The 23,379-nt window shown below is 55.5% G+C and carries 20 protein-coding genes and 1 tRNA gene; 3 read left to right on the top strand and 18 right to left on the bottom strand.

The features are described from left to right. Positions 1-87 precede the first annotated feature (87 nt). The 15 genes from ACJ8J5_RS13930 to ACJ8J5_RS13860 all read right to left on the bottom strand — a co-directional run bounded on the left by ACJ8J5_RS13930 (position 88) and on the right by ACJ8J5_RS13860 (position 16,541). Positions 88-1,224 carry an ABC transporter substrate-binding protein gene (locus ACJ8J5_RS13930; RefSeq protein ID WP_025304271.1) on the bottom strand — a complete coding sequence of 379 codons (1,137 nt, stop codon included), beginning with the start codon at positions 1,222-1,224 and terminating at the stop codon, positions 88-90. A gap of 86 nt (positions 1,225-1,310) precedes the next feature. Then, the gene (locus ACJ8J5_RS13925) at positions 1,311-3,455 is read right to left on the bottom strand and encodes a phosphocholine-specific phospholipase C (protein WP_414104532.1); all 2,145 of its coding nucleotides are present in this window, start codon (positions 3,453-3,455) and stop codon (positions 1,311-1,313) included. Positions 3,456-3,577: 122 nt separating this feature from the next. Beyond that, the gene (gene queF, locus ACJ8J5_RS13920) at positions 3,578-4,417 is read right to left on the bottom strand and encodes an NADPH-dependent 7-cyano-7-deazaguanine reductase QueF (RefSeq protein ID WP_049204446.1); all 840 of its coding nucleotides are present in this window, start codon (positions 4,415-4,417) and stop codon (positions 3,578-3,580) included. Further along, positions 4,395-5,291, bottom strand: a complete 897-nt coding sequence (locus tag ACJ8J5_RS13915; RefSeq protein ID WP_004937338.1) for a queuosine precursor transporter — start codon at positions 5,289-5,291, stop codon at positions 4,395-4,397. The genes queF and ACJ8J5_RS13915 overlap by 23 nt, the downstream gene beginning before the upstream one ends. Beyond that, positions 5,292-5,906: a helix-turn-helix domain-containing protein gene (locus ACJ8J5_RS13910; RefSeq protein ID WP_261127553.1), complete on the bottom strand. Its 615-nt coding sequence runs from the start codon at positions 5,904-5,906 to the stop codon at positions 5,292-5,294. It lies immediately after the preceding gene. A 530-nt stretch (positions 5,907-6,436) separates the two neighbouring features. Next, positions 6,437-7,738 carry a cytosine permease gene (locus ACJ8J5_RS13905; protein WP_060434746.1) on the bottom strand — a complete coding sequence of 434 codons (1,302 nt, stop codon included), beginning with the start codon at positions 7,736-7,738 and terminating at the stop codon, positions 6,437-6,439. Between the two features lie 20 nt (positions 7,739-7,758). Then, positions 7,759-8,448, bottom strand: a complete 690-nt coding sequence (locus ACJ8J5_RS13900; RefSeq protein WP_025304266.1) for a helix-turn-helix transcriptional regulator — start codon at positions 8,446-8,448, stop codon at positions 7,759-7,761. 27 nt (positions 8,449-8,475) lie between these two features. After that, entirely contained in the window at positions 8,476-8,886 is a 411-nt protein-coding gene (locus tag ACJ8J5_RS13895) for a GNAT family N-acetyltransferase (protein WP_019453029.1), read from the bottom strand. 427 nt (positions 8,887-9,313) lie between these two features. Beyond that, entirely contained in the window at positions 9,314-10,228 is a 915-nt protein-coding gene (locus tag ACJ8J5_RS13890) for an alpha/beta hydrolase (protein ID WP_414104531.1), read from the bottom strand. 617 nt (positions 10,229-10,845) lie between these two features. Continuing rightward, complete coding sequence (locus ACJ8J5_RS13885) at positions 10,846-11,730, bottom strand: ATP-grasp fold amidoligase family protein (protein WP_043142145.1); 885 nt, start codon at positions 11,728-11,730, stop codon at positions 10,846-10,848. 50 nt (positions 11,731-11,780) lie between these two features. Continuing rightward, positions 11,781-13,076, bottom strand: coding sequence for a lysine N(6)-hydroxylase/L-ornithine N(5)-oxygenase family protein (locus ACJ8J5_RS13880; protein WP_414104530.1), 1,296 nt, complete (start codon positions 13,074-13,076; stop codon positions 11,781-11,783). 929 nt (positions 13,077-14,005) lie between these two features. Continuing rightward, positions 14,006-14,866, bottom strand: coding sequence for a hypothetical protein (locus tag ACJ8J5_RS13875; protein ID WP_238476092.1), 861 nt, complete (start codon positions 14,864-14,866; stop codon positions 14,006-14,008). A 36-nt stretch (positions 14,867-14,902) separates the two neighbouring features. Then, positions 14,903-15,385 carry an Hcp family type VI secretion system effector gene (locus tag ACJ8J5_RS13870; RefSeq protein WP_025304261.1) on the bottom strand — a complete coding sequence of 161 codons (483 nt, stop codon included), beginning with the start codon at positions 15,383-15,385 and terminating at the stop codon, positions 14,903-14,905. Between the two features lie 47 nt (positions 15,386-15,432). After that, the gene (locus tag ACJ8J5_RS13865; RefSeq protein WP_025304260.1) at positions 15,433-15,915 is read right to left on the bottom strand and encodes an Hcp family type VI secretion system effector; all 483 of its coding nucleotides are present in this window, start codon (positions 15,913-15,915) and stop codon (positions 15,433-15,435) included. Positions 15,916-16,465: 550 nt separating this feature from the next. Then, positions 16,466-16,541: transfer RNA gene (locus ACJ8J5_RS13860), tRNA-Phe, on the bottom strand. Between the two features lie 706 nt (positions 16,542-17,247). Here ACJ8J5_RS13860 and speF point away from each other — a divergent pair. Next, positions 17,248-19,413, top strand: a complete 2,166-nt coding sequence (gene speF / locus ACJ8J5_RS13855) for an ornithine decarboxylase SpeF (protein WP_049208424.1) — start codon at positions 17,248-17,250, stop codon at positions 19,411-19,413. Between the two features lie 50 nt (positions 19,414-19,463). On the opposite strand, the gene mltC is transcribed toward speF, so the two are convergent. The 3 genes from mltC to mutY all read right to left on the bottom strand — a co-directional run bounded on the left by mltC (position 19,464) and on the right by mutY (position 21,973). Continuing rightward, a complete protein-coding gene (gene mltC, locus ACJ8J5_RS13850; protein WP_004937402.1) occupies positions 19,464-20,540 on the bottom strand; it encodes a membrane-bound lytic murein transglycosylase MltC in 1,077 nt (358 codons plus the stop codon). Between the two features lie 63 nt (positions 20,541-20,603). After that, positions 20,604-20,876, bottom strand: a complete 273-nt coding sequence (locus tag ACJ8J5_RS13845) for an oxidative damage protection protein (protein ID WP_004937404.1) — start codon at positions 20,874-20,876, stop codon at positions 20,604-20,606. Next, on the bottom strand, positions 20,873-21,973 hold the full coding sequence (gene mutY, locus ACJ8J5_RS13840) for an A/G-specific adenine glycosylase (protein WP_170311447.1): 1,101 nt from the start codon (positions 21,971-21,973) through the stop codon (positions 20,873-20,875). The genes ACJ8J5_RS13845 and mutY overlap by 4 nt, the downstream gene beginning before the upstream one ends. 177 nt (positions 21,974-22,150) lie before the next feature. Between mutY and trmB the strand changes: the two genes are divergently transcribed. Both trmB and ACJ8J5_RS13830 read left to right on the top strand, forming a co-directional pair. Continuing rightward, positions 22,151-22,870, top strand: coding sequence for a tRNA (guanosine(46)-N7)-methyltransferase TrmB (gene trmB / locus ACJ8J5_RS13835; RefSeq protein WP_043141355.1), 720 nt, complete (start codon positions 22,151-22,153; stop codon positions 22,868-22,870). Continuing rightward, the gene (locus ACJ8J5_RS13830) at positions 22,870-23,196 is read left to right on the top strand and encodes a YggL family protein (protein WP_025304256.1); all 327 of its coding nucleotides are present in this window, start codon (positions 22,870-22,872) and stop codon (positions 23,194-23,196) included. The genes trmB and ACJ8J5_RS13830 overlap by 1 nt, the downstream gene beginning before the upstream one ends. Positions 23,197-23,379 lie beyond the last annotated feature (183 nt).

Raw genomic sequence — 23,379 nt, 5'->3', positions numbered from 1 at the left:
GTAAATAGAATTGTTACGGGATAGTTAAGTGGGTAACTAAATAATGAATGCGGGAAACAGGACCCGACTGGCGGGCCCTGCGGGAGGTTATTGTGGCGTAAGCCAGAAGACGCCGCTGTAATCCAGCGCGGTGAATTTCTGGTGCACCATTTCGATATCCGCTTGCGGATCAATATCTTTAAACAGCGCCGGGTGCAGGAATTTGGCGATCGCTTCAACCGCGATAAAGTTGAGCGGTGTGTCGTAAAATTGATGATAAATCGCCATCACGCGTTTTTCTTTCACCGCTTTCAGCACGTTAATACCGGTACGATCCAGCAGATGCGCCAGTTTCTTTTGGCTGGTGGCCATATCGGTGGTGTAACCCAGCGGTACCGCCAGCGTGCCGCGATGGCCACGGCTCCAGTCGGCGCCGGTCAGCAGATAGAAATCCGGGTTGCTGCTGATCACCTGCTCGACGTTCACTTCTCCGCCCATGTCTGAAAACAGCTTGCTGCCGATATTGTTGCCGCCGGCGGTATCGATGAACTGGCCGAAGCTGCCTTTGCCGAAGGTGTTGCAGCACTGTTCGCCTTTGATGCCGGCGCTGCGCTCGATGAAGACGCTGGGGCGCTGCTCCGGTTTCAGCGTGGCGACCCGCTGGCGCACCAGTTCGAGGCGTTGCTGATAGAGGCGGATAAAAGCATCGGCGTTGGGCTGCTCGTCAAACACTTTTCCCAACAGCGCCATGCTGGCGACGGTGTTGGTCAGCGGCTGCTGGCGAAAATCGATGATCAGCACTGGGATGCCGACTTTTTCCAGCTGGGTCAGCACGCCGCTGTCTTTCAATTTGCTCAGCAGGCCGATGTCGAAAATGATCAGATCCGGTTGGCGCACTACCGCGCTTTCCACGCTGAAATCACTGGTGTAGGGGTTGTCGAAGGTGGGGATCTGCATGACCTGCGGGAATTTTTTCGCGTAGGCCTCCACCAGATCCGGCGCTTTGACCTTCAGCGAGTTGTCCCAGGCGATGATGTTTTTCAGCGGCTCCTGCGGATGCAGAATATTCAGCGCCAGCAGCGCACGGGCATCGGCCAGGATAACGCGTTTGGCCGGTTGCGGCAGGGTGACCTGGCGGCCGGCGACATCGGTGACGACGATCGGCGCGGCTTGAGCGGTGCCGGCCAACAGCAACACACAGGCGGCCAACCAGCGGCCGGCTTTAGCGATAAGAACAGCGGGCATGAAGATCCTTGGGTAATCGGCGAAGAACGAGAACGCAATGATAAGCGATATCCTTTCGCTTTTTGAACTCCCTTGATGCCGATAGATCATCCCTGGCCCATCAGCGGGTCGCTGACGCTGTGCTCACCGTCCTCCAGCCGCCCCGCCAGGCGACGCAGCCAGCCGGGGCCTCGCAGCGTAAGATCATACCAGCCGCCGCTGGTGCGGGCGTCAAACGTTTGGTGGTGGCTGCCGCCCGCAGGCAGCGTAATAGGCCACGGGCCTTGCTGCGTGTAAGGGCAGCGTTCGAGGGTGACCGCTATCGCTTCGGTGCCCGGATTATTCAACTGCAGCTGCAGGCTGCGGCCCGTTGGGCGCAAACGCACTTCCGGCTGCGGCCGACTCAGGACGCCGCGCAGCTCGCGATGAAAGCCGTTGGGGCCGAGCAGCCATAGATGGTACTCATTGTCCGCCTGCCAGTCGTCGCTGACCGCCTTGCCGGCCTCGACGGTATAGCGGCGCGGGATTTGCGTCAGGTCTCGCCGGTCGTAGACGTGAAATACCGCTCCCTGCTCGCCGGTATTGAACAGGTTCAACGTCACGCGGCGCTGCTCGGTCGCGACGGTGGCCTCGACGTGCAGTTGGTAGGGCAGTGCGCGGGAAGGGCGCGCCAGGCGGCGTTGGTGCGGCAAACGCTGGTGGGCGGGCGATGGCAGCGGCACCTGCGGCAGCTGTTCCTGGCGCTGGCGCAGGCCATCGGCGGCGTGGCGGCTGGTGGCGGGCAGGCTTGGCAGCGCTTCGCCGTTAGGGTCGACAAAGTTGAACGCTGAGGTGAGATCGCCACACACCGCGCGGCGCCAGGCGCTGATGTTGGGTTCATGCACCTGAAAGCGCTTTTCCAGGAATTGCAGCACCGAGGTGTGATCGAAGACCTGCGAATTGACCCAGCCGCCGCGGCTCCAGGGCGATAGCACCAGCATCGGCACCCGCGGGCCGGGGCCGTAGATGCGGCCGTCCGGCGGCGGTTGATCCTGCGAGCCGGGCGGCGCCACGTGCTGGAAGATCTCGGTGTCGAACGGCACGGTCGATTTACCGGCGAAGCTGCCGTCTTCACGCAGCGACGGTGCAGAAGGCGAAGGCATATGATCGAAAAAGCCGTCGTTTTCGTCGTAGTTGACCAGCAGAACGGTTTTGCTCCACACCTCCGGGTTATCGGTCAGCGCGTTGAGGATCTCTTGCGTGAACCAGCCGCCCTGCACCGGGCTGGAGGGATCGGGATGTTCCGAATAGGCCGCCGGCGCGATGATCCAGCTGACCTGCGGCAGTTTGCCCTGCTGCACGTCGGCACGGAATCCGGCCAGCATGGCGTCCAGATCGTTGCCGTCGGCGGCCGGCAGGGTGTTGCCGTTGCCCTTGTACAGCGGCGCGGTCGCGTTGAGCGCATCACGATAGGGCACGAAGGCGTTGAAGTCTTTCGGCGGCCGCGCCGGGTTGCCCACCTGAATGCTGGCGGCGCGGTATTGGCGGAAGCCCGCCAGCGGGTTGTCGGTAAAGTTGTCCGGCAGGAATTGGTACACCTTCCAGCTGACGCCGCTCGCCTCCAGCCGTTCCGGATAGGTTGTCCACTGGTAGCCGATCTCCGCCGGGCCGGGGCTGTCCCACTCGTTGACCACCACCGCCACGTCGGCGGCGGACGGGCCGTTGGTGCCGGTCCAGTGGAACAGCCGGTTGGTGTTGGTGCCGGCGTGGATAGCGCAGTGATAGGCGTCGCACAGGGTAAAGGCGTTGGCCAGTGCGAACTGGAACGGCAGCTCCTGCTGGCGGTAGTAGCCCATCGAGGCCGGCGTTTTGTAGGTGGGCCAGGCGCTCATGCGGCCGTGATCCCAGGCGGCTTGCTCATCCACCCACGAGTGCGGCGTGCCAGTGACGCGCTGTGCGTTGCCGCGTTTGCTGTCCAGATGGTAGGGCAGCACCAGCCGCTCGGCGCCCTGCTGCTGCCAGACGAGGCGATCGCCGGGCAATGGGATGGTAAAGCGATCGCTGAAGCCGCGTACACCCGGCAGGGTGCCGAAGTAGTGGTCGAAAGAGCGATTCTCCTGCATCAGGATCACCACGTGTTCGACGTCGCGCAGGGTGCCGGTGCGGTTATTGGCGGGAATGGCCAGCGCTTTGCGAATCGAGGCGGGCAACAGCGTGAAAGCCGATCCAATGGCAGCGGCCCGCAGTAGGTCTCTGCGAGAAAGGCCAGGCATGCGTCGTTAATCTCCGTCAGTGTGCTTTGAAGATAGCCGCTGACGACGATAATGGCGAAAAATAACAGGGAGATGAAAGCGAGGAAACAATGCTCCCTGGCGGGAGCATTGGGGGGTAACGCTTACTGCCTGATCAGGCGGCCGAGCGCTGGCGCCGTTTCGAAATCGCTGCGGAAGGGGTTGATGTCCAGGCCGCCACGGCGGGTGTAGCGCGCGAACACGCTGAGTTTTTCCGGGCGGCAGCTCTGCTTGATGTCGTTGAAAATGCGCTCGACGCACTGCTCGTGGAATTCGTTGTGCTGGCGGAAGGAGATCAGGTAGCGCAGCAGGCTTTCGCGATCGATTTTGCGGCCTTCATAGTGGATCACCACGCTGCCCCAGTCCGGCTGGTTGGTGACCAGGCAGTTGGATTTCAGCAGATTGGAAGACAGCGTCTCCGCTACGTGCTCCCCTTGATCGGCCGCGCCGCTCAGGTATTCCGGTTTGAAGGCGAAGTCGTCGACCGCGATATCCAGATCGTCGATGTTGATGCCCGGCAGACGATCGATCTGCGCGGGGTAACCTTCCAAACCCGGATAGAGCTTGACGGTGACCTGGCCATTGGCCGCCTGCGACAGATCCTTCTGCATGGCGGCGCTCACCTGTTCCACGCTGTCGAAGCGCGTTTGGTTGAAGCTGTTGAGATACAGCTTGAACGATTTGGATTCGATCAGGTTGGAAGAAGAGTGCGGGAAGGTAAATTCGCCGATGCCCACCACCGGTTTGCCCTTGCCGTTGAGCCACGACAACTCGAAGGCGGTCCACAGATCGAAGCCGCTGAATGGCAGCTGCTGCTCGTCCACGCCGATCAGATCGCGGCCGCGCGCGCGCGGCAGGGCTTCGAGCAATGCGGGTGCATATTGATCCGGATAATCGGAGTTCGCGCCAAGATGGGTGATCTTATCTTGCTTTTGGATATGCATATTCATTGCCCTTTGCTTGTTCGGTATTGATGTAGCGGTTAAACAGACTGCGGGTGGCGTAGATCGGCCCGACGCCCAGCAGGGCGTAAACCACCTTGATCAGGAACTGCGACAGGATCATGGTTTTGATGATGTCCCAGCTCAGCACGTTGTAGAACGCCAGCGTACAGAACACCACGCTGTCGATGGCCGACGCCACTACGGTACTGGTGATCACGCGCACAAACAGGTAGCGGGAGTTGGTCAACTCTTTGATTTTGCAGAGCAGGTAGGAGTTGACGTTCTCGGAGATCAGATAGGCCGCCGACGAGGCCACCAGCACCGCCATGATGCTGTGCACGATGCCGTTGTAGGTCTCGCTGTACTCCCACTGCGGAATACTCGGCACCAGCGTTGTTACCCAGACCCCCAGGACGAAGGTCAGGTTGGCGATAAACGAGATGATGATGGTGCGCCGAGCCAGCCGCAACCCATAGAATTCGTTAAGGATGTCCACCAGAATGAACGTGAGCGGGTAGATGAAGATCGCCGGCGGCGTGATGAGATTCAGCACCGGGATTTGGATCGGCTTGACGCCGCACAGCGTTGAGAAAATATAAATCACGCTGAGCGCCACGGTAATAATCAGGTAGGCGTACCAGGAGCGTTCGTGGCGATCGCTGAGCTCGTAGGCGGTTTTTTGTTGGTTATCGCCATAGAGTTTGCGGTACAGCGCCTGCAGCTCGTGCCGGCTCAGATCTTCTGATATTTCGCTGTCGGCCAGCTCATTCAGCCCCATGGTAATGGTTTTGCCGGTGGCCAATACCATGACATTGGCCGCGATGGTGCCATGCCGGGTGAAGCCCAACAGCTTGAACTTCTGATTCGGTTCCATTTATAACCTTTCTCCAACGATGTAACCCAGGAAGTGCACGGTGTCCTGAGGGCGTTTGTCCATGCTTTCGCTGTCTTTGTCGTCAACCACAAAGAAGCCGCGTTTTCCCGAGTGATACAGCAAAGGTGAATCGCAAATCAGTACCGGCGGCCTTTTGATGATGATGACCTCGCCGGGAATAAATGACCCTTTAATTTCGGTCTCTATTTTTATTGCCAACATGTTCGACTCATCGCCGAAGAAATAAGTCAGAGGAAACTCGGTGACCAACTGCCCGATCTTGCGCTGCGAGACGGCCAGATAGCGCGACTGGGGGATCACCGGAATGGCGGAAGGGTTCTTGTTGCCTTCGGTGGACAGCGTTTCGTTGAGCAGCTCCAGTTTTTCCAGATCGTAGTCTTCGATCTCTTCACAGGAGACACCGAAGAAGTCGGAGATCCGATTCACGGTGGATTGCTGAACGTTGTTCACTCTTCCGTCAAGAATTTTGTAGAGGGTAGTGCGCGTCAGGCCGCTGCGATTGGAAAAGGAAGCCTTGGTTTCACCGCGGGTACGCATCAGATATTCAATATTTTTAATGATGTTGATTTTGCGCTGTGCGTTGGTGGTTTTCATTGGCTGTCCTTACAAACATTACGCAGGCTTCACTATATCTTACGCATTGGCGTTGTCCAGATAAAAAGGCGCAGACGAGCGGGTAACGAACTGATTATTAGCGGTAATTATTGTTTACCGTCAGCCGTTTAGCGCAGTGATGTCAGCGGGGGTAGCCTGCTTCCTCTGCGAGAAAGATAAAGCCGTGCAAATCAATTGATTAGGTTTTACTTATAGAAAAGTGAACACAAAAGCCGGTTTTGTGTTTACTTTTATGTTGACCAAAGCCGATTTCATGGGCTACTGTTCATGCAAGCTGAAGTTTTTCTTTACGATCAAAATACGGAAGCCGACAGTTTTTATAATAAAAAGCTCAGAGGGGGCATTGCCACACTCTGAGCATAAATGGATAGCTTGCTACCGACACCAGGGACCCTAAACACCACGGCCGTTTGTCTGCGCGATCGGCCCCATCTTTTGCATTGAATCCCCTTTTCGAGCGTCAAACACTCCCCCGATACCGGAGGAGTGCATTACCGCGTGCGCGAAAATCAGAGAGACTTCTGCGAGGCCAGCGGTTTTTGCGCCCGACTGAAGGCCAGTTTAAGCACCCAATACAGCAGGCTGGCCGCTACCAGGGAATTGATGGTCGGTACGCCCCATTCGGTCGCCAGGCCAACGGCGCCGCCGGCGATGCTGGCGACGATCGCCGCCCAGCCGATGGTTGGCGTTTCGTTCGGCAACTGGCCCATGCGGCGGCTCTCGTCCAGGATCTTGCGGTGGCTGCGCAGCAGGTAATAGTCCACCAACATGATGCCGATAATCGGCGGGAAGACCACGCCAAGCACCGTCAGGAAGTCGACGAAGCGGTCGAGAATGCCCAGCACCGACAGCGTAGTGCCCAGAATCCCGATCACCAACGTGGTGTAGGTGTACTTCAGCTTTTTGCCGGTGATGCCTTCCACCGCGTTGACGATGCCCAGCGAAGAGGAATACAGGTTGAGATCGTTGACGCGCAGGGTGGAGAACACCACTACCAGCAAACCGGCGCCGCCGGCCGCTTGTGACATGATGGTGACTACATCCGCGGTGCCCAGGGTTTTGGCGATCAGGATCGCCAGGCCGTTTACCACGAACTCGCCGGCGATGATGGTGAAGAGCGTGACGCCGAGCACGTGCTTGCCGTTTTTGGAGTAACGGGTCAGATCGGGGGTCATCAGGCTGGCCACGATGGCGCCGCCGACGACGATGGTGATGCCGGCGCTGATGGTCAGCGGTTCACCCGGCGGCGCCAGCTGGATGATCTCCTGCAGGTTATGCCCGGAAAGCGCGGTCACTGAAATAAAGGCCACCAGCATGATGAACATCGGCACCGCGATACGTGCGGCGATGCGCAGCGCCTTGAAACCGAATGCCACCAGGATAGTCAACAGCGTGCCCGAGAGCCCGGCGGCCAAGCCAAAGCCCAGCTTATTGCCGAGCGCGAAGTCGAGCGACTTGGCGAAAATGGCGTTCTGAATGCCGAACCATCCCAGCAGGCTGACGGCCACCACCACGCCGATCAGCACCGAGCCCAGACGGCCGAAGCCGCACCAGCGCGCCAGCAGGCTGCCGGAAATGCCTTCACGCATGCCCGCCAGCCCCAGGCCGTAGGTCACCACGCCGAAGATCAGGCTGCCGACGAAAATGGCGGTGAAAGCGTCAATCAGCGTCATGGAGTTGCCGAGTACGGCGCCGAGCATGAACTGGTCCAGCGCGGTCAACATGCCCATATGCACGATGGCCACGCTTAAAAACGAGACTCTTTTATCCTGCGGCACCCGGGTGAGCGGATAATCTTCGATCTTTATCACGGTGAGATCTTCCTTGCGGTTCAAATAAACTGAATGCCTTTGGTTATCAGGCGATCGGGAATGTAGTTATCCAGATTGGCGTATTTGCAGTATTCCTCAAATTGTTGCTGAGTATGCACGTTGGCCTTCTGGTAAATGTTATAAATGCGGTTTTCGATGGTCTTATTGCTGACGTTATAGATTTTTGCGATCTCTTTTACCGTAAATCGTTGCAGCATAAGAAAAATGACATCGAGTTCGGCACGGGTGAACAGCTCGTTATTGACTTCGGTGGTCAACACGCTGGGTTTTTGCTGATTGATGTATTTCAGCGGTGACAGGCTGTTCATCGGCTTGGCGTTCCAGATCACGCCAATCACCTGTTTGTCATCGTTGTACACCGGTAGCTTTTCGCTGATAAACGGCGTCAGGCTGTCTTTGCCGTACCAGTAGTGGGTTTCTATGACCGTGACCCGATCGCGCGCTGCTTCGGTCATCTTGTCATGCTCGATAAAGTCGGCGGCGGAGTCGGCCCAGTCGGCGGGGAATTCGTGGTCATATTTGCCGGCGACGTCGAAATTCAGCGGCGTATTGGTATAGAGATAAGCGGCACGGTTCATATAGAGGTGGCGGGACAGCTGGTCTTTGATGCCCCAGGGCTCGCTCAGGTGCTCCATCATGGTGATGAGGCCCTTAAAATAAGATTCATTATTTTTATGCGATGAATCCATACCTACCTCTGCGCCGCTCAGGCCGCGTTACAGGCTTTTAGCCAGGTAATGGCGGGTGTGGCGATGCGCGTAGTCGCCCAGCTCGCCGTAGACCCGGTAGCCCAGTTTTTCGTAGAAGCCTCGGGCCTGGAAATCGAAAGTATCGACATAGGCCATATGGCAACCGCGCTTGCGGGCTTCTTCTTCGGCCAGTTGCATCAGCTGGCGGCCGTAACCGCTTTTGCGACATTGATCGCCGACCCACAGATACTGCACTTCCAGGCCGCCCCACCAGGTGCGTGCGACCAGGCCACCGACGATCTGCTGGTTGTCGTCAGTGACGGTCAGGAACAGTGGGTGAATGTCTACTGGCTGGGTTTTATGGTTGTGAGCCCAGAGGCTGTCGATAACGAACTCTTCATCCTGCGGGTTGGGTTTGTCGGTGATATTAATATTCATTTTTAATATAATTCCCTGATTTAATTATTCAAAACTGAACTAGGCGCTTTCGCCCTAACCGCTTCTAATATCACTTTCATTAATGTATTTCAAGGGTGGTTTTCACCCTTTTCCGCCAGGTGAGAGGCCGCTTATAGTAGGTGCCACAGGGAGAAGAAAATAGTGAAACAGGCGGTATTAAAACGCTGAAATGCCCTGCTAACACCATCTTTTCCTACTTGCGCCTCACCAGGGCCCCACCGGGAAAACTGCAGTACTGTATGGCTCCACCGGATAGAGCAAGCTCACTTGCCGACGGGGGAGCCACTTTGTTTTTTGACGCCCCCACCCGCGCCCGCCATTCTCTGTCTCAGATAGTAAACACTCTTCTTATCAGAAGATATGCGCCGCAGATGAAAATATGGCCGATAGCTTCTGATCCGCTGATTTAGTCCTCTGCAATGACGCTGCCCAGCGCCGGCTCGATGGCCGCACCCAGCATGGCGCCGTGTCCCAGGGCAGGCCATTCGCGATAGCCGACGGTGAGACCGTCGAGCTGTGCCAGGTGTTCGGCCAATAAACGCGTTGCGTCCGCCGGCAGAGCGGGGCTCTTCACGCCGGGCGGGGCAGCCCGATCGCGTTCTGCCAGGCCAACCCACAGTTGCAACCTGGCCGCCGGCGCCGCGCGCCGTTCTGTCATCTGCTGTGCTTCTTGCAGGATCATGCCGTCGCCCCACCACAGCGAGGGTTCCACGGCGATGTAGCGCTGAAAGGCGGTGGGATGGGTGAACAACGTATGCAGAACGAAGAGCCCGCCGTAGGAGTGCCCCCACAGCGTTTGCCGCTGAGGATCGACCGCCAGTTTGGCGGCGATCGCCGGTTTGATCTGGGTCTCAATCAATTGCAGGAACGCATCCGCGCCCCCGACGGCCCGCGGCGGTTTCTTCATGCCTGCCGGCAGAGGGAGCGTATAGTCGTAGGCGCGGCCGGCGGCATCGATGCGCAGATCGTTGTCATAGCCGATCATCACCAGCACCGGTGGCCGCTTCGTTGCTGCCAATTTGGCCAGTAAGGCGGCGTTCAACTCCATCAGCACCGCATTGCCGTCGAGGAAATAAACCGTTGGATAGCCGTCTGGCACAGGCGCCTGACGCGGTTGGGCGATGCGAACACGATAATGCCGTTGGCCATCGGCGGAGGTGAATCGCAGATCGCTGAAGCGGTAATCCGCAGTATCGCTATCGGCTACGGTAGTGCCAATCTTGCGTTCCAAATCGGGCCTGGCCAGCACGGAGCCCGGCAGCCAAAGGCCGATGGCGAGCGCCAGAAGCGCGGAGATAAAATGCCGGTTGGACAATAACATGCGGATCAACATCCTCGAAAAAGGCCGATAGTAGCATCCGTTCGCGCCCGGTAAAAACCTACCTTTAGGGCGGACATTCCGGTCGCGAAGCGCTGCCAGCCGTTGCTTTGCCAGGTTAATAGCAACTCATTGTTATTATTGGTAAGTCAGGAATAAGAGGGATTACAATTAATTAGAAATGGTTATGGTTTTTATGGAGAGGGAAATGGTGAAGGTAGGTAAAAACACACGGTTATCAACGATTTTTAGCGAAAAAAGCCCTATAAAATAGGGCAAAGACACACAACAACACCAGGGAAACTTTCCTGTATCTTATATTATAGCTTCCTATACATATAGAACATTTTATTATAAATATGTAAGTGATTCTTATTAATCATTTAATGCCATTGTTTTTCAAATGGTTATGTGATCTGACTGGCGTATTGCATTTGGGTCGGGTGTGGGCTGCCAGGGATAGGCAGCAGAGATTTTGCTGTAACGGTGGCATGAACAGGCGAGGTCATCGGCCCGATATCCCTCAGGGCAATACCGGCCCGCGGGCTGCAAAAAGGCCGGCCGGTATTTATCCTCAGGCGCAGCCGATCTTCACTGTGGGATGTGGGACCAGGTGAAAATCAGTGCTGTTGCAACGTCAACATCTCGCCAAGCAAAACATCGGTTGGCGGCAGAATATCCGTATCCAGCCCGGCGGATGGGGTAAAGGTCAATTCGCCGAAAATGATCTGGCCTTTGGAGATGTAGAAATCAACGCGAACAAACTCGAAGGGCGCGGACAAGCGTGAGGCGTACTCAAACAGCTCATCGTAGCCTTCTGGCTTCACGAAGGCGTCTATTTCTTCCTGGCTCAAGGCCAGGCAGTCATCGCTGTAGCACAGAAACTTGAAATCTTTGTCAAAGAAGTAATACTTCGGCGACCCGGTTTCTCTGCCGACACACAGCAACGTGCAGTAAGGTACACCGCGGAAACAATAGATTTTATAGTCTTCAGGTCCGTGACCATTGGCCGATTCGATATATTTCTCCCCAATGATCTTTTTTTGTATCCCTTTGTAGTTGAGCTCTACATAAGTTTTCCAATAATCGTCTTTCATCCAACCGTCGATCAATTTTTTTGCGCTCTTGATATTCAGCAATTTTTTATTCTGGCAAATCAGGTTATACCCGGAACCGTGATTCCCTTTGATCACAAACTTATCCGGCAATGCGTCCCACGGAATATCGTTTACTGAATCACAGGCAAAGTACAATTCATTAAGGATCTCTTCGCACCCTTGATCTTTGATGTACTGTCTTACCGCATATTTATCTGCACACTGCTTCACCAACGCATTGTGACTATAGCCATTCAATTTCAGGTGATTGATCTTTTCATTCCAGGTGGACGGCGCCTGCAAGTTTAACGGTTTGCCAAATGCTTTTTTGTAGAGCAATCTGGCCTTGAATTCGGGGGCCAATACGGCCAGCTGCTTCGTAATAAATTTAATGACTTGTCTTTTCATATACGTAATTCCATCAAAGCGTAGTGACAATGATTAAGTCGTTCTTGTATTTAAAACGCGGGTGGTGCGCTTTCACTGCGCCATTGAATGGCTGTCGGCGTTGTTCCCAGATCAAATGGCTTGTGGTCTAACGCCCGATTAAGAATGCGAGCCGACCGCCACGCCATCAGGCTCAACTGCGGATCGGCAATGCCGTGATTGTGCATACTGGCGTTCATGGCGAATAAGCAGTTCTCCGCCGGGCCTTCCCACTCAAAGGTAAAGTCTGGGGCGATGCGGTATTCGCCCTCCGCAGTGGTTAGTAAGCGGTGGGCCAAAGGTTCAAGGAACTCTGGCGTGGCCGATTGATAACCGGTGGCAAAGATCACCACGTCCGCCTTGAAGGCTTCTTCGCCGTGATCGAGATGATGACGCGTTTCGAGTTGGTAGGCGTTATCCAGCGTGTGTTTCACGGCCGTCAGCGAACGGCTGGGCAGCAGGCGCACCCATAATTTCTCGCGCAGGACGTCGAAGCGGTGGTACATGGCGCGATAAATCGCTAGCAGCGACTCACTGGTGATGCCGTCTGAGGTCATTTTCTGTTCGGCCAGCATATGCCGTTTGGCCGCGCTATCCAGTGAGTAAAAGCTCTCGACGTAATCGGGCGTGAAGTATTCGTTGGCAAAGGCCGCTTCATCGAGCGCATTATAGTTGTTGCGGCGCGATATCCAGTCGAGCTGCTCCGGTTGCCCCCATTCCCCTTTAAAAATATTGAGGAACAGGTCTGCGCCGCTCTGGCCGCCACCGACGATCGCCACGCGTTTGCCGGTCAGATCGGGGTTGCGCAGCATCATTTCGCTGGCGTGGAAACAGCGATCGCTTTGCGTTGTCACACAATCAGGCAGCTTTATTTTCTTGCCAATACCGATACTTACGTGCCTGGCGTGGAAGACCTTATTCGAGGTTGTCACCACGAACTGGCGCTGCCGATCGTCAAATTCGACCCGCTGAACGTCTTGATTGAATGCCAATGATCCCATCCCGGCGGCGGCCCAGGTGAGGTAATCGGCGAACTCTTCGCGCGATGCGGTGCGCTGCTCCGTCGTCAGGAAACGATAAAATTTTCTGTTTTTTACCAGATAGTTGAGAAAGCTGTAGCGATTGGTTGGGGTAACCGCGCTCACTAAATCTTTTAAAAAGTTGGTCTGCATACTGCAGTCCGCCAGGATCATCCCTGGGTGCCAGGAGAAATGAGGTTTGCGTTCAAGGAATTGTCCCGTAAATCCCTCTATTTCACTTCCTAAGGCTGCCAGGCTAAGATTCGACGGGCCAAGGCCAATACCGATGATATCCAAATGCTGATTCATTAATAAGCTCCAGTATAATGAGAATAATACCCAGAAATACGGCCGCAGATAGGGTGGCTTATAGCAACCAGGCTGCCTTTTTCTTATAAGTAAGCTTCACGAATTAAATGTAATTAAACGGTGTGCAGGCCAAAAATACCGCACTTTTAAATGCCCGTTTAGAATTCGGTAGCGCATTAGGTAAAGGCTACGGGTGTATTTCTTTCCATGAAAATTCCTATGAAGGTTTTGCGCGTGTATTTAATGAATATTCCTAAGTAAAAATCCGATCTCTCCCTGATTCATCAAGCCATGAAAACGGCCACCAGGGAGGATGCCCACCGTATGAGTTCTTATCTGCTTATCTGGTGTCTATGCCATTGCATTGCCGGGATCGGTGTATTCGTTGCTTAGAATAGCCTTAAAATAGGCACGGGGAAGGTGAAATAACGTGATATTAGAGGCAGGATGCTTTTTGCAAAGATGAAATCGGAAGTGAAATTATGAAATCTGCGCGTTGTGATTTAGTTTTTATCATTAAATTCAATGTGTTATTTTGTTTTTTGCGGCAGGGTATCACACTCTTTCACTAAGGTGATACGCACACTTCTGTACCTTTATCTCTTCTTGTTGCCCCCCGAATGGCAATATTTTACCCCGAGTTGCATCACCCTATGGGCGCGGATGGTTCGCGTTAACTACCGGTGTTAGGGTTCGTTTAATTAATGCCGGGCAAAGGCTGGCCGGAGAGGACGCTTGCTCGAGGCGAGTGTGAAAAACCTGGCCACGCTGGCGCAACGGTTGAATCCGATCCGGCAATCTGCCTTGTCATCATCATTGACCATTCTTACCGACAATAAAAATCTTTTGGTCAGCTCGAGGCATTTTTGCCCCCTGGACTGAATGGCTACCGTTGCGCCACAAGCGTGAAGACCTGCCAGGTTGATCAATCACGGGAGCTTCAAATTGCTGAGATAGTCATACTGGGCTTTCGAAATGTCCAGTTCCCCATCGCTGAAAAAAACTTTTATAAACATATCGCCCTGGCCGACGATATCTACACGCTCGTAGGTTCCCGTTACAAAACGGCGCACGATGGCCTGAATGGTCTCGGCATAGTTAGCAGGAACTGCATTATTATCCGTGACTTTTTGTTCAAATGTAATAGGGTACTCTGCTTGAGGATCGGGGCTGTATTGTGCGCGTTTGGCTGTGCTTTCAAACTTGAAATCATTAAAGGCATTGTGGGTAGAGTTAAACATATCGGCAAGGTTTTTGATATGCGCCGCCATCTGATTCACGACCATGGTTTTATTGGTCACGAAGCGTTTACCCAAATAAGTGCCTGTCACTACAGCGAGCTGGGCGGCATTTCGGCCTAAAATGCTGCCAACGCCAGAACCGGCTCCCGTCCATAATCCCGCGATCAAAACCAGACCGGCCCCGCCTACGGTACTCGATGCGATATTCTCAAAATGCTGAACACGGGCTCCCATTTGCCATGAGGTTCCGGGAAAAGAGACATTAATTCGGTTATCCAGGTGATTAATTCTTCCGCCTGGTCGTTGTCCTGACTCAATAGTGTTGGCTGTCAACCGGCGGTTGTTTTCATCTTTGAGTTCACCCAGCGTAAACGCGATCTGGCCGGTCTCCGTTTTTGTTAATCGAAAGACTTCTTCTGGTGACAGAGACCTGACGAGGATCAGCGCCTCATTTAAAATCTCGCGGGTCAAAAAGTTGGCTGACACCCGATTATTCGATTCGTGTTGCGATGTCAGAGCTAGAATTTCATGTGACTTAGGAAATGCCATAACGCCCCCGTCATTACGATATGCACCGTAATATGATTAGCTTTCTTTATTTTGCTTAATATCCCAGCCCATCTGCACCGAAGCCCCTTTATTACCTTGCTTCGCTTGCTCCCAGTATTCCATCGACACTTTACCGGCCTGAAAAGAGTACTCAATGCCTAGCGTGGAACCGTGCTCGACACCGATGAAGTCGGTATGAGTCACCAATACATCTTCCAGGGTAATGCGGGTATATTCCACTTCCTGCCCACCGGCTTTGCAAAGAGACAACTGCACCTTGGCGAGATGTTTACCGGCCGAGCAGTATTTCAATAAGGCAGGTGTCGCTTTATCTATCAGAGCCTGTACGGTCAGATCGCGAAAGTTCACTTTACCCGCACCGCCGCCGCCGCCAACGGCCATATTGCCAGGCTGTCGCGCTCCCCAGTTAAAGGAAAAGACATCGATCCATTGCTTGTGATTCGCATTTTTCGATTCACCATTAATGCCTTCAACTTTTAAAAACATATCCATTGCCATGATTTTATCACCCGATCATTAACGTATTGTTAGGTGCCAGAATGCGCTTAGCTCTCTTTATTCTGCTTGATATCCCAACCAGATTTGCTTTCCGCGCCTTTAGTGCCGCTGCTGCCTTGTTCCCAGTAACTCATGGTGACTTTTGACGCCTGGAAGGCGTAATCAACCACGATCGCATCATTTTGGCCTACACCGTTAAAATCGGTTTGCGTCACCAGAACGTCTTCGAGAACGATTTTGGAATACTCCACCTGGTTGCCGCCCGCTTTGCATACGGAAAGCTCGATTTTCGCGACATGTTTTCCACTGGAACAATATTTGAGAATAGCGGGCGTAGATTTGTCGATAAGGGCTTGAATACGGAGGTCTTGATAATTCACTTTTCCGGAGCCACCCCCGCCGCCAACAGCCATATTTCCTGGCTGTGAAGCGCCCCAGTTAAACGAAAGTACGTCGGTCCATCCTTTATGATTGCTGTCTTGGGACTCGCCCGTCATTCCTTCAACTTTCATATACATATCAATGGCCATTGTCGCCGGATCCTCCATTATTTCGTGTTGGCAGCGGAATAGGTTAAAAATGCCTTATCAATGGGTAAAATTCAGCATAGCCCTATATGAATGAATTGACAGTAATGTCGTTTTTATTCGGAATGTTCCTAGTTTTTGTGCAATATATTATTATTTAACAATTGGATACGGTTATATGTTCGTAACTGTATCCCACCACCGTTCGACAATAAAACACCCAATAAACACGGAATATGAGCGCGTTCGTTTGACGTTCGGATAGTCGGGGATTAGGGGCGCTCTTTCGAGAGAGCCCACCTGTAATGCGAAGTTACACCCCATCGGATGAAGCGATGGGGAATCCGTACTCCAGAAAGCGAAAAACCCGCCATAGGCGGGTTCTTCTGAATATGGTGCCCGGACTCGGACAACCGGCGCTGGCGCCGTGTTGAACAGCGCTTCAGCGCTGGCCCGCAGGGTGAGGTCTCAGACCGAATAATCGAACGCAGTTCGATGGAGAGTCCGTACCCCAGAAAGCGAAAAACCCGCCATAGGCGGGTTCTTCTGAATATGGTGCCCGGACTCGGAATCGAACCAAGGACACGGGGATTTTCAATCCCCTGCTCTACCGACTGAGCTATCCGGGCAACGGGGCGCATTAAACCGTATTGGCCGGATGGCGTCAATCGCTTTCTGTCACAAAGCCGATCGGTTGCTCTATTTTCAGGCAGATAACCAAAAGGGGAGTGGCGCAGGGAGCCAACGCTACTCAATAAATATGCATATAAAACGTGTATTTATACCACTTTAAAATGCGTGATTTCTTGTTTTTAAATTAAATAACAATTAGTTATGCTTGGTTTAATAGGCGTTCAATCAAGACGATTCTTGCTTGAACCCCGCAACGAATCATGCAATCATTGCGCAAATTTTAGCACTCTCCGTTCCCTGACGGTGTTCCCGCTTCTTATAAGCCAGAGGGTTATTGGCATGACTGGTTTTGTTGCTCAAGCGCTGCTGCGCACCAGACATCTGACGCCGTCACCGTTCCGTCGTTGTTTCCTCCGCACGTCCTCCGCCCGAATACGCCTGCCGGCCATGCGGTAAGGCCGCCTGATGCTCGCTGTTAGGCATGCGTAAAGCCAGCGCTTCTGCCCTGATTTTACTGATGCCTGTCGGATGCTGCCAAGACCAGTTCCCCCGATAGCCGCCTGATGATCCCCCGATCATGAGCCGGTCACGCACGCCGCTTATGCTGCCGTGCCCGGGTATCGCTTTTACCGGGATAACCGCGTTATCTCATTACCGTGCCGGTGGCACACCCTCATCCTTCACCGTTTGAGAGTCAGCATGATGAAAGAATTGAAAATCGCGACCAGCGCCAGCCTGGTCGCCACCATTGAGACGCTGCGCCAGATCGTGCGCGTAGAGCAGACGGACTACACTGACGTGGCGGCGGTGGTGGTGTCGGTCGCCGACGTGGACGCCGGCATTCTGGCGCGCTTGCAGGCGACGGGGTTCGATATTCCGACCTTCGTAGCGGTGGAAGGGGACGAGCATCTTTCCCCGGATTATCTGCCGTTTGTCAGCGGGGTCTTCGCGCTGCTGGCCGGCGCCAGCAAGCCATTCTACATGGCGCAGCTGGAGGCCGCCGCCGACGCCTACGAGCAGGCGCTGCTGCCGCCGTTCTTCAAAACGCTGAAGACCTACGTCGAAATGGAAAACTCGACCTTTGCGTGCCCGGGGCATCAGGGCGGAGAGTTCTTCCGCAAACACCCGGCCGGCCGGCAGTTCTTCGATTTCTACGGTGAAACCCTGTTCCGTTCCGATATGTGCAACGCCGACGTCAAGCTGGGCGATCTGCTGATCCACGAAGGATCGGCCAAGGATGCGCAAAAGCACGCGGCGCGGGTGTTCAACGCCGATAAAACCTACTTCGTGCTCAACGGCACCTCGGCGGCCAACAAGGTGGTGACCAACGCGCTGCTGACCCGTGGCGATCTGGTGCTGTTCGATCGCAACAACCACAAATCCAACCACCATGGGGCGCTGATCCAGGCTGGGGCCACGCCGGTCTATCTGGAAACCGCCCGCAACCCGTTCGGCTTTATCGGCGGTATCGATGCGCACTGCTTCGACGAACGCTACCTGCGCGAGCAGATCCGCGAAGTGGCGCCGGAGAAAGCCGCAGCGGCACGGCCGTTCCGGCTGGCGATCATTCAGCTCGGTACCTACGACGGCACGATTTACAACGCTCGCCAGGTGATCGACACCATCGGCCACCTGTGCGATTACATCCTGTTCGACTCCGCCTGGGTGGGCTACGAAGGCTTTATTCCGATGCTGAAAGAGTGCTCGCCGCTGCTGCTGGAGCTGGACGAGCACGATCCGGGCATTTTTGTCACCCAGTCGGTGCATAAACAGCAGGCGGGGTTCTCGCAGACCTCGCAGATCCACAAGAAAGACGACCATATCAAAGGGCAGAAGCGCCACTGCAACCATAAGCATCTGAACAATGCGTTCATGCTGCATGCGTCGACCAGCCCGTTCTATCCGCTGTTCGCCGCGCTGGACGTCAACGCCAAGATGCATGCCGGCGCCGCCGGACGTCGCATGTGGATGGACTGCGTCAAGCTGGGCATCGAGACGCGTAAACAGCTGCTCACGCGCTGCTCGCAGCTGAAGCCGTTTATTCCGCTGCAGGTGGCGGGCAAGGACTGGCAGGATTACGATACCGATCTGATTGCCAACGACGCGCGTTTCTTCACCTTCGTACCGGGGGAAACGTGGCACGGCTTCGAAGGCTATGCCCAGGATCAGTATCTGGTGGATCCGTGCAAGTTGCTGCTGACCACGCCGGGGATTGACGCCGCGACTGGCCAATACACCGAGTTCGGCGTGCCGGCCACCATTCTGGCCAACTTCCTGCGCGAGAACGGCATCGTGCCGGAGAAGTGCGATCTCAACTCGATCCTGTTCCTGCTGACTCCGGCGGAAAACCCGGCCAAGATGGAACAGCTGGTGGAGATGCTGGCGCAGTTCGAGCGCTATGTTGCAGAAGACGCGCCGCTGAGCGTGGTGCTGCCAACGGTGTACCGCAAGAACGAGCAGCGCTATCGTGGCTACAGCATTCGCCGGCTGTGCCAGGAGATGCACGATCTGTACGTCAGCTTCGACGTCAAGCAGCTGCAAAAAGAGATGTTCCGCCAGGATCATTTCCCGCCAGTGGTGATGAACCCGCAGGACGCCAACGTGGAGTTTATCCGCGACAACGTCGAGCTGGTGCCGATCGGCCAGGCGGAAGGGCGCATCGCGGCGGAGGGGGCCTTGCCGTACCCGCCGGGCGTGCTGTGCGTGGTGCCGGGCGAAGTGTGGGGCGGTGCGGTGCAGCGCTATTTCCTGGCGCTGGAAGAGGGCATCAACCGCCTGCCGGGCTTCTCGCCGGAGCTGCAGGGGGTCTACATCGAGAAAAAAGATCACGGCTGGAAGCGCATCTTCGGCTATATGATCAAGCCATAGAAAAAGGGCCGGTTCGCACCGGCCCTTCTCATTTATCCACGCGGGAAGCGTTACTTTCTGCGGTAGCTCTTCTGCGCGGTATTTACTTTCACCAGATAGCGGCGCGACTCGGCGGCCGGGTGCTTGGTGGTCAGCGTTTGGTACACGTCGCCCGGCTGCATGCCGTTGATGATGCCCACCGCACGCGTTCTGTCGCTGGAGAACACCCGCAGCACGCTGCCTGCGCCGCCGTTGTAAGCGGTGATCACCGCATAGCGGCGCGAGGTCGGGTTCTGAATGCCGCCCAGGTAGTTGTTCTGCAGGATAGCCAGGTAGGCGGTGCCGGTGTCGATGTTGTTCTCCGGATCGAACAGGTAGCTGCGGCTCGGGGTGCCCCACTTGCCGCGCATCTGGAACACATCCTTACCGGCGGTGTGCTGCACCACCTGCATCAGGCCCAGTGCGTCCGAACCGCTCACCGCATACGGGTTGAAGCTCGATTCGGTCTGCATGATAGCCAGGATCAGCGACTCGTCCACGCCGTATTTTTCCGACGCCTTGCGCACCATCGGCAGGTATTTATGCGCACGTTTGTCCAGGTGGTTCGGCACCAGTTGGATGGTGACCGAGTAGATCACGTGCAGGCCGGAGGTGCGTTTTTGCAGCTTGGTCTGCAGCAGGTAATCGGCGAAGTGCGCCGCGCGCCATTCCCAGCGGATCGGCGCGCCCTTGTTATCCAGCACTTGGCCGTACAGGAACGGCTCTTTGCTGATCTGGATATCGTTGGCGTCGGAATAGAGGTCGATCGAACCCGGATCGTCACCCATCAGCAGCGTGCTGATGATCGCCTGGCGCAGGTGCGCAGCCGGATCGGTGGTGGCGATGGTCTCGATGGTAATGGCGCCGGTGTCGAAGTTGATGTGGCTGCGGGTTTGGTATTGGTCGGTATATTTAACGTAGTCTTTCGGCCCGGCGATCAGAACTTCATTCAGACCCCAGATGTTCTCGATGTTGTGGGCAAATTGGCCCATCAGAATGTCGAAGCCGTTGGTATCTTTGATCCAGGCTTCGTTGATTTCTTCACTTTTTTTGCCGGAACAGGAGATCAGCAAAGGCGCTATTACGAGCAAAGCTAAAATTTTCTTCATCTTAAAGCCGTTTGGAAGAAGTATAAGAGGATTGAAGCGGGCCAGCGCCTGGCCCCAACAGCATTATTCGCTCGGCGGCGTATAGCCTTCGATGTGTACGTCGTGCCCTTCGAACAGGAACTTGATCATTTCCTCTTCCAGCAGCTTGCGGTCATCCACGTTCATCATGTTCAGCTTCTTCTCGTTGATCAGCATGGTCTGCTTCTTCATCCACTCGCCCCAGGCTTCCTTGGAGATCTCGTTGTAGATGCGCTTGCCGACGTCGCCGGGATAAAGCTGGAAGTCCTGGCCTTCGGCGTCGCGCTGCAGGAAAGTACAAAAAATGGTGCGGCTCATGCTAATTCCTCATCGATGGCGCTATCGCCATATAAGTTTTGTTGGATCGGGGGCTGCTTCGCCAGCTGTTGCAACAGGCGATCTACCGGCGCTGCCAGCCCGACCGACGGCGGCTGCGCTAAGTTATACCAGAGACCCGCGCCCTCATCCATGCCGCTGCCCGCCGCGTCGAGCGACAGCCACATCGGCACAATATCGAGATGGAAATGGCTGAACGTGTGGCGAAACGCGGTCAGCTGTTCCAGGCGCTTGCCTTTCAGACCGCGCTGCTGCAGCCAGAGTTCCAAATCCACGCGCGCGCTGAACTGCGGGAAGCAGAACAGGCCGCCCCACAGGCCCACCGCCGGGCGCTGCTCCAGCCACACGCGGTTGCCGTGCTGCAGCAATAAGAAGTAGGCGGTTTTTTCCGGCAGGGTCTGCTTGGGTTTCTTGCCGGGATAGTTGGCCCAGCTGTGATTGGCGTAAGACAGGCAGCCGACGTTGAGCGGGCAGAGTTCACACTTGGGCTTGGAGCGGGTGCAGACCATGGCACCCAGATCCATCATCGCCTGGTTGAACTGGCCGACGCCCTGGGCCGGGGTGACTTCTTCGCTGATTTTCCACAGCCGGTTTTCGACCTCTTTCTTGCCCGGCCAGCCTTCCACCGCGTAGCAGCGGGCCAGCACGCGCTTCACGTTGCCGTCGAGGATCGGATAGTGTTGGCCCAGCGCCAACGACAGCACCGCGCCGGCGGTAGAGCGGCCAACGCCCGGCAAATCGGCGATTTCTGCGAAGGTTGTCGGGAACTCGCCGCCGTGCTGTGAGACAATGGTCTGCGCCGCCTTGTGCAGGTTACGGGCGCGGGCATAATAGCCGAGACCGGTCCACAGATGCAGCACTTCGTCCAGCGGGGCCTCCGCCAGCGCGCGCACGTTAGGAAAACGGGCCATAAAGCGCTGAAAATAAGGAATGACGGTGGCAACCTGGGTCTGTTGCAACATCACCTCGGAGAGCCATACTTGATAGGCGGTTTTCTCCAGCTGCCATGGCAGGGTCTTGCGGCCGTAGCGCTGGTACCAGTCAAGCACCACCTGTGCGAATTGTTGTGCTTGCATCATGAGCAGCGTCGTTATCCGGCAGAAAATGAAGCGAGATTGCAGCATAGAGTCATGGTGCTGTAAACCGGAACTTTCCGACGCCGCACGGCGGGTACAGAAGATGAACACTTGCTAAACCAATGTATCTTTGCATAATGCGCGTTTCCCTAATTGGCAGCCAAACAGACAGAAAGCACTATGATTAATGACGTCATCTCCCCGGAATTTGATGAGAACGGCCGCGCGATGCGCCGTATCCGCAGTTTTGTCCGCCGCCAGGGGCGGCTGACCAAAGGCCAGCAGCACGCGCTGGAGAACTATTGGCCGGTGATGGGCGTGGAGTATCAGACTGACGCTGTCGATCTCACCGCGCTGTTTGGCCGCGAAGCGCCGACGGTGCTGGAGATCGGTTTTGGCATGGGCGCCTCGCTGGTGACCATGGCGGGTAACAACCCGCAGCAGAACTTTTTAGGGATCGAAGTGCACTCGCCGGGCGTGGGCGCCTGCCTGGCCGACGCCCACGAGGCGAAGTTGAGCAACCTGCGCGTGATGTGCCACGATGCGGTTGAAGTGCTGGAAAACATGATCCCGGACGGCTCGCTGGACATGGTGCAGCTGTTCTTCCCCGATCCGTGGCACAAGGCGCGCCACAACAAGCGCCGCATCGTGCAAACGCCGTTTGTCGAACTGGTGCTGCGCAAGCTGAAGACCGGCGGCGTCTTCCACATGGCCACCGATTGGCAACCTTATGCGGAACATATGTTAGAGGTTATGAACGGGGTCGCAGGCTACCGTAATCTTTCCAGCGATAATGATTACGTGCCGCGTCCGGATTCGCGCCCACTGACGAAATTTGAATTACGCGGCCAGCGCCTGGGACATGGCGTTTGGGACTTGATGTTTGAGAGGAAAGAATAATGGCTAAGAACCGCAGTCGTCGTTTACGTAAAAAGTTGCACATTGAAGAATTTCAGGAGCTGGGTTTCTCCGTAGCCTGGCGCTTCGCCGAAGGCACGTCGGTGGAAGATATCGACAGCACGCTGGATACCTTCATCGATGAAGTGATCGAGCCGAACGGTCTGGCGTTTGACGGCAGCGGCTACCTGCAGTGGGAAGGTCTGATCTGCCTGCAGAAGATCGGCCACTGCACCGACGAGCATCGCGAACTGGTGAAAAACTGGCTGGAAGCGCGCAAACTGTCCGACGTTAAGGTCAGCGATCTGTTCGATATCTGGTGGGATTGATCGCGCTTGCCCGATGAGCGCGGCTTCGCGCCGCTTATTTCCCCCTAAATAATTGGATTTGCATCACGGCGGCAAGAGTGTGAGTCCCCAGGAGCTTACTTCAGTAAGTGACTGGGGTGAAAAATCTGCCGGGAGCAGATTTAAACGCTGCTTGCAGCGGCCCCGAAGGGGTGAGGCCCACGG

The organism is Serratia sp. CY43202, from assembly GCF_052168755.1.
GTDB classification, from domain to species: Bacteria; Pseudomonadota; Gammaproteobacteria; order Enterobacterales; family Enterobacteriaceae; genus Serratia; species Serratia bockelmannii.
The sequence above is the reverse complement of the archived record's forward strand: the minus strand, read 5'-3'. Positions and strand labels throughout refer to the sequence as shown.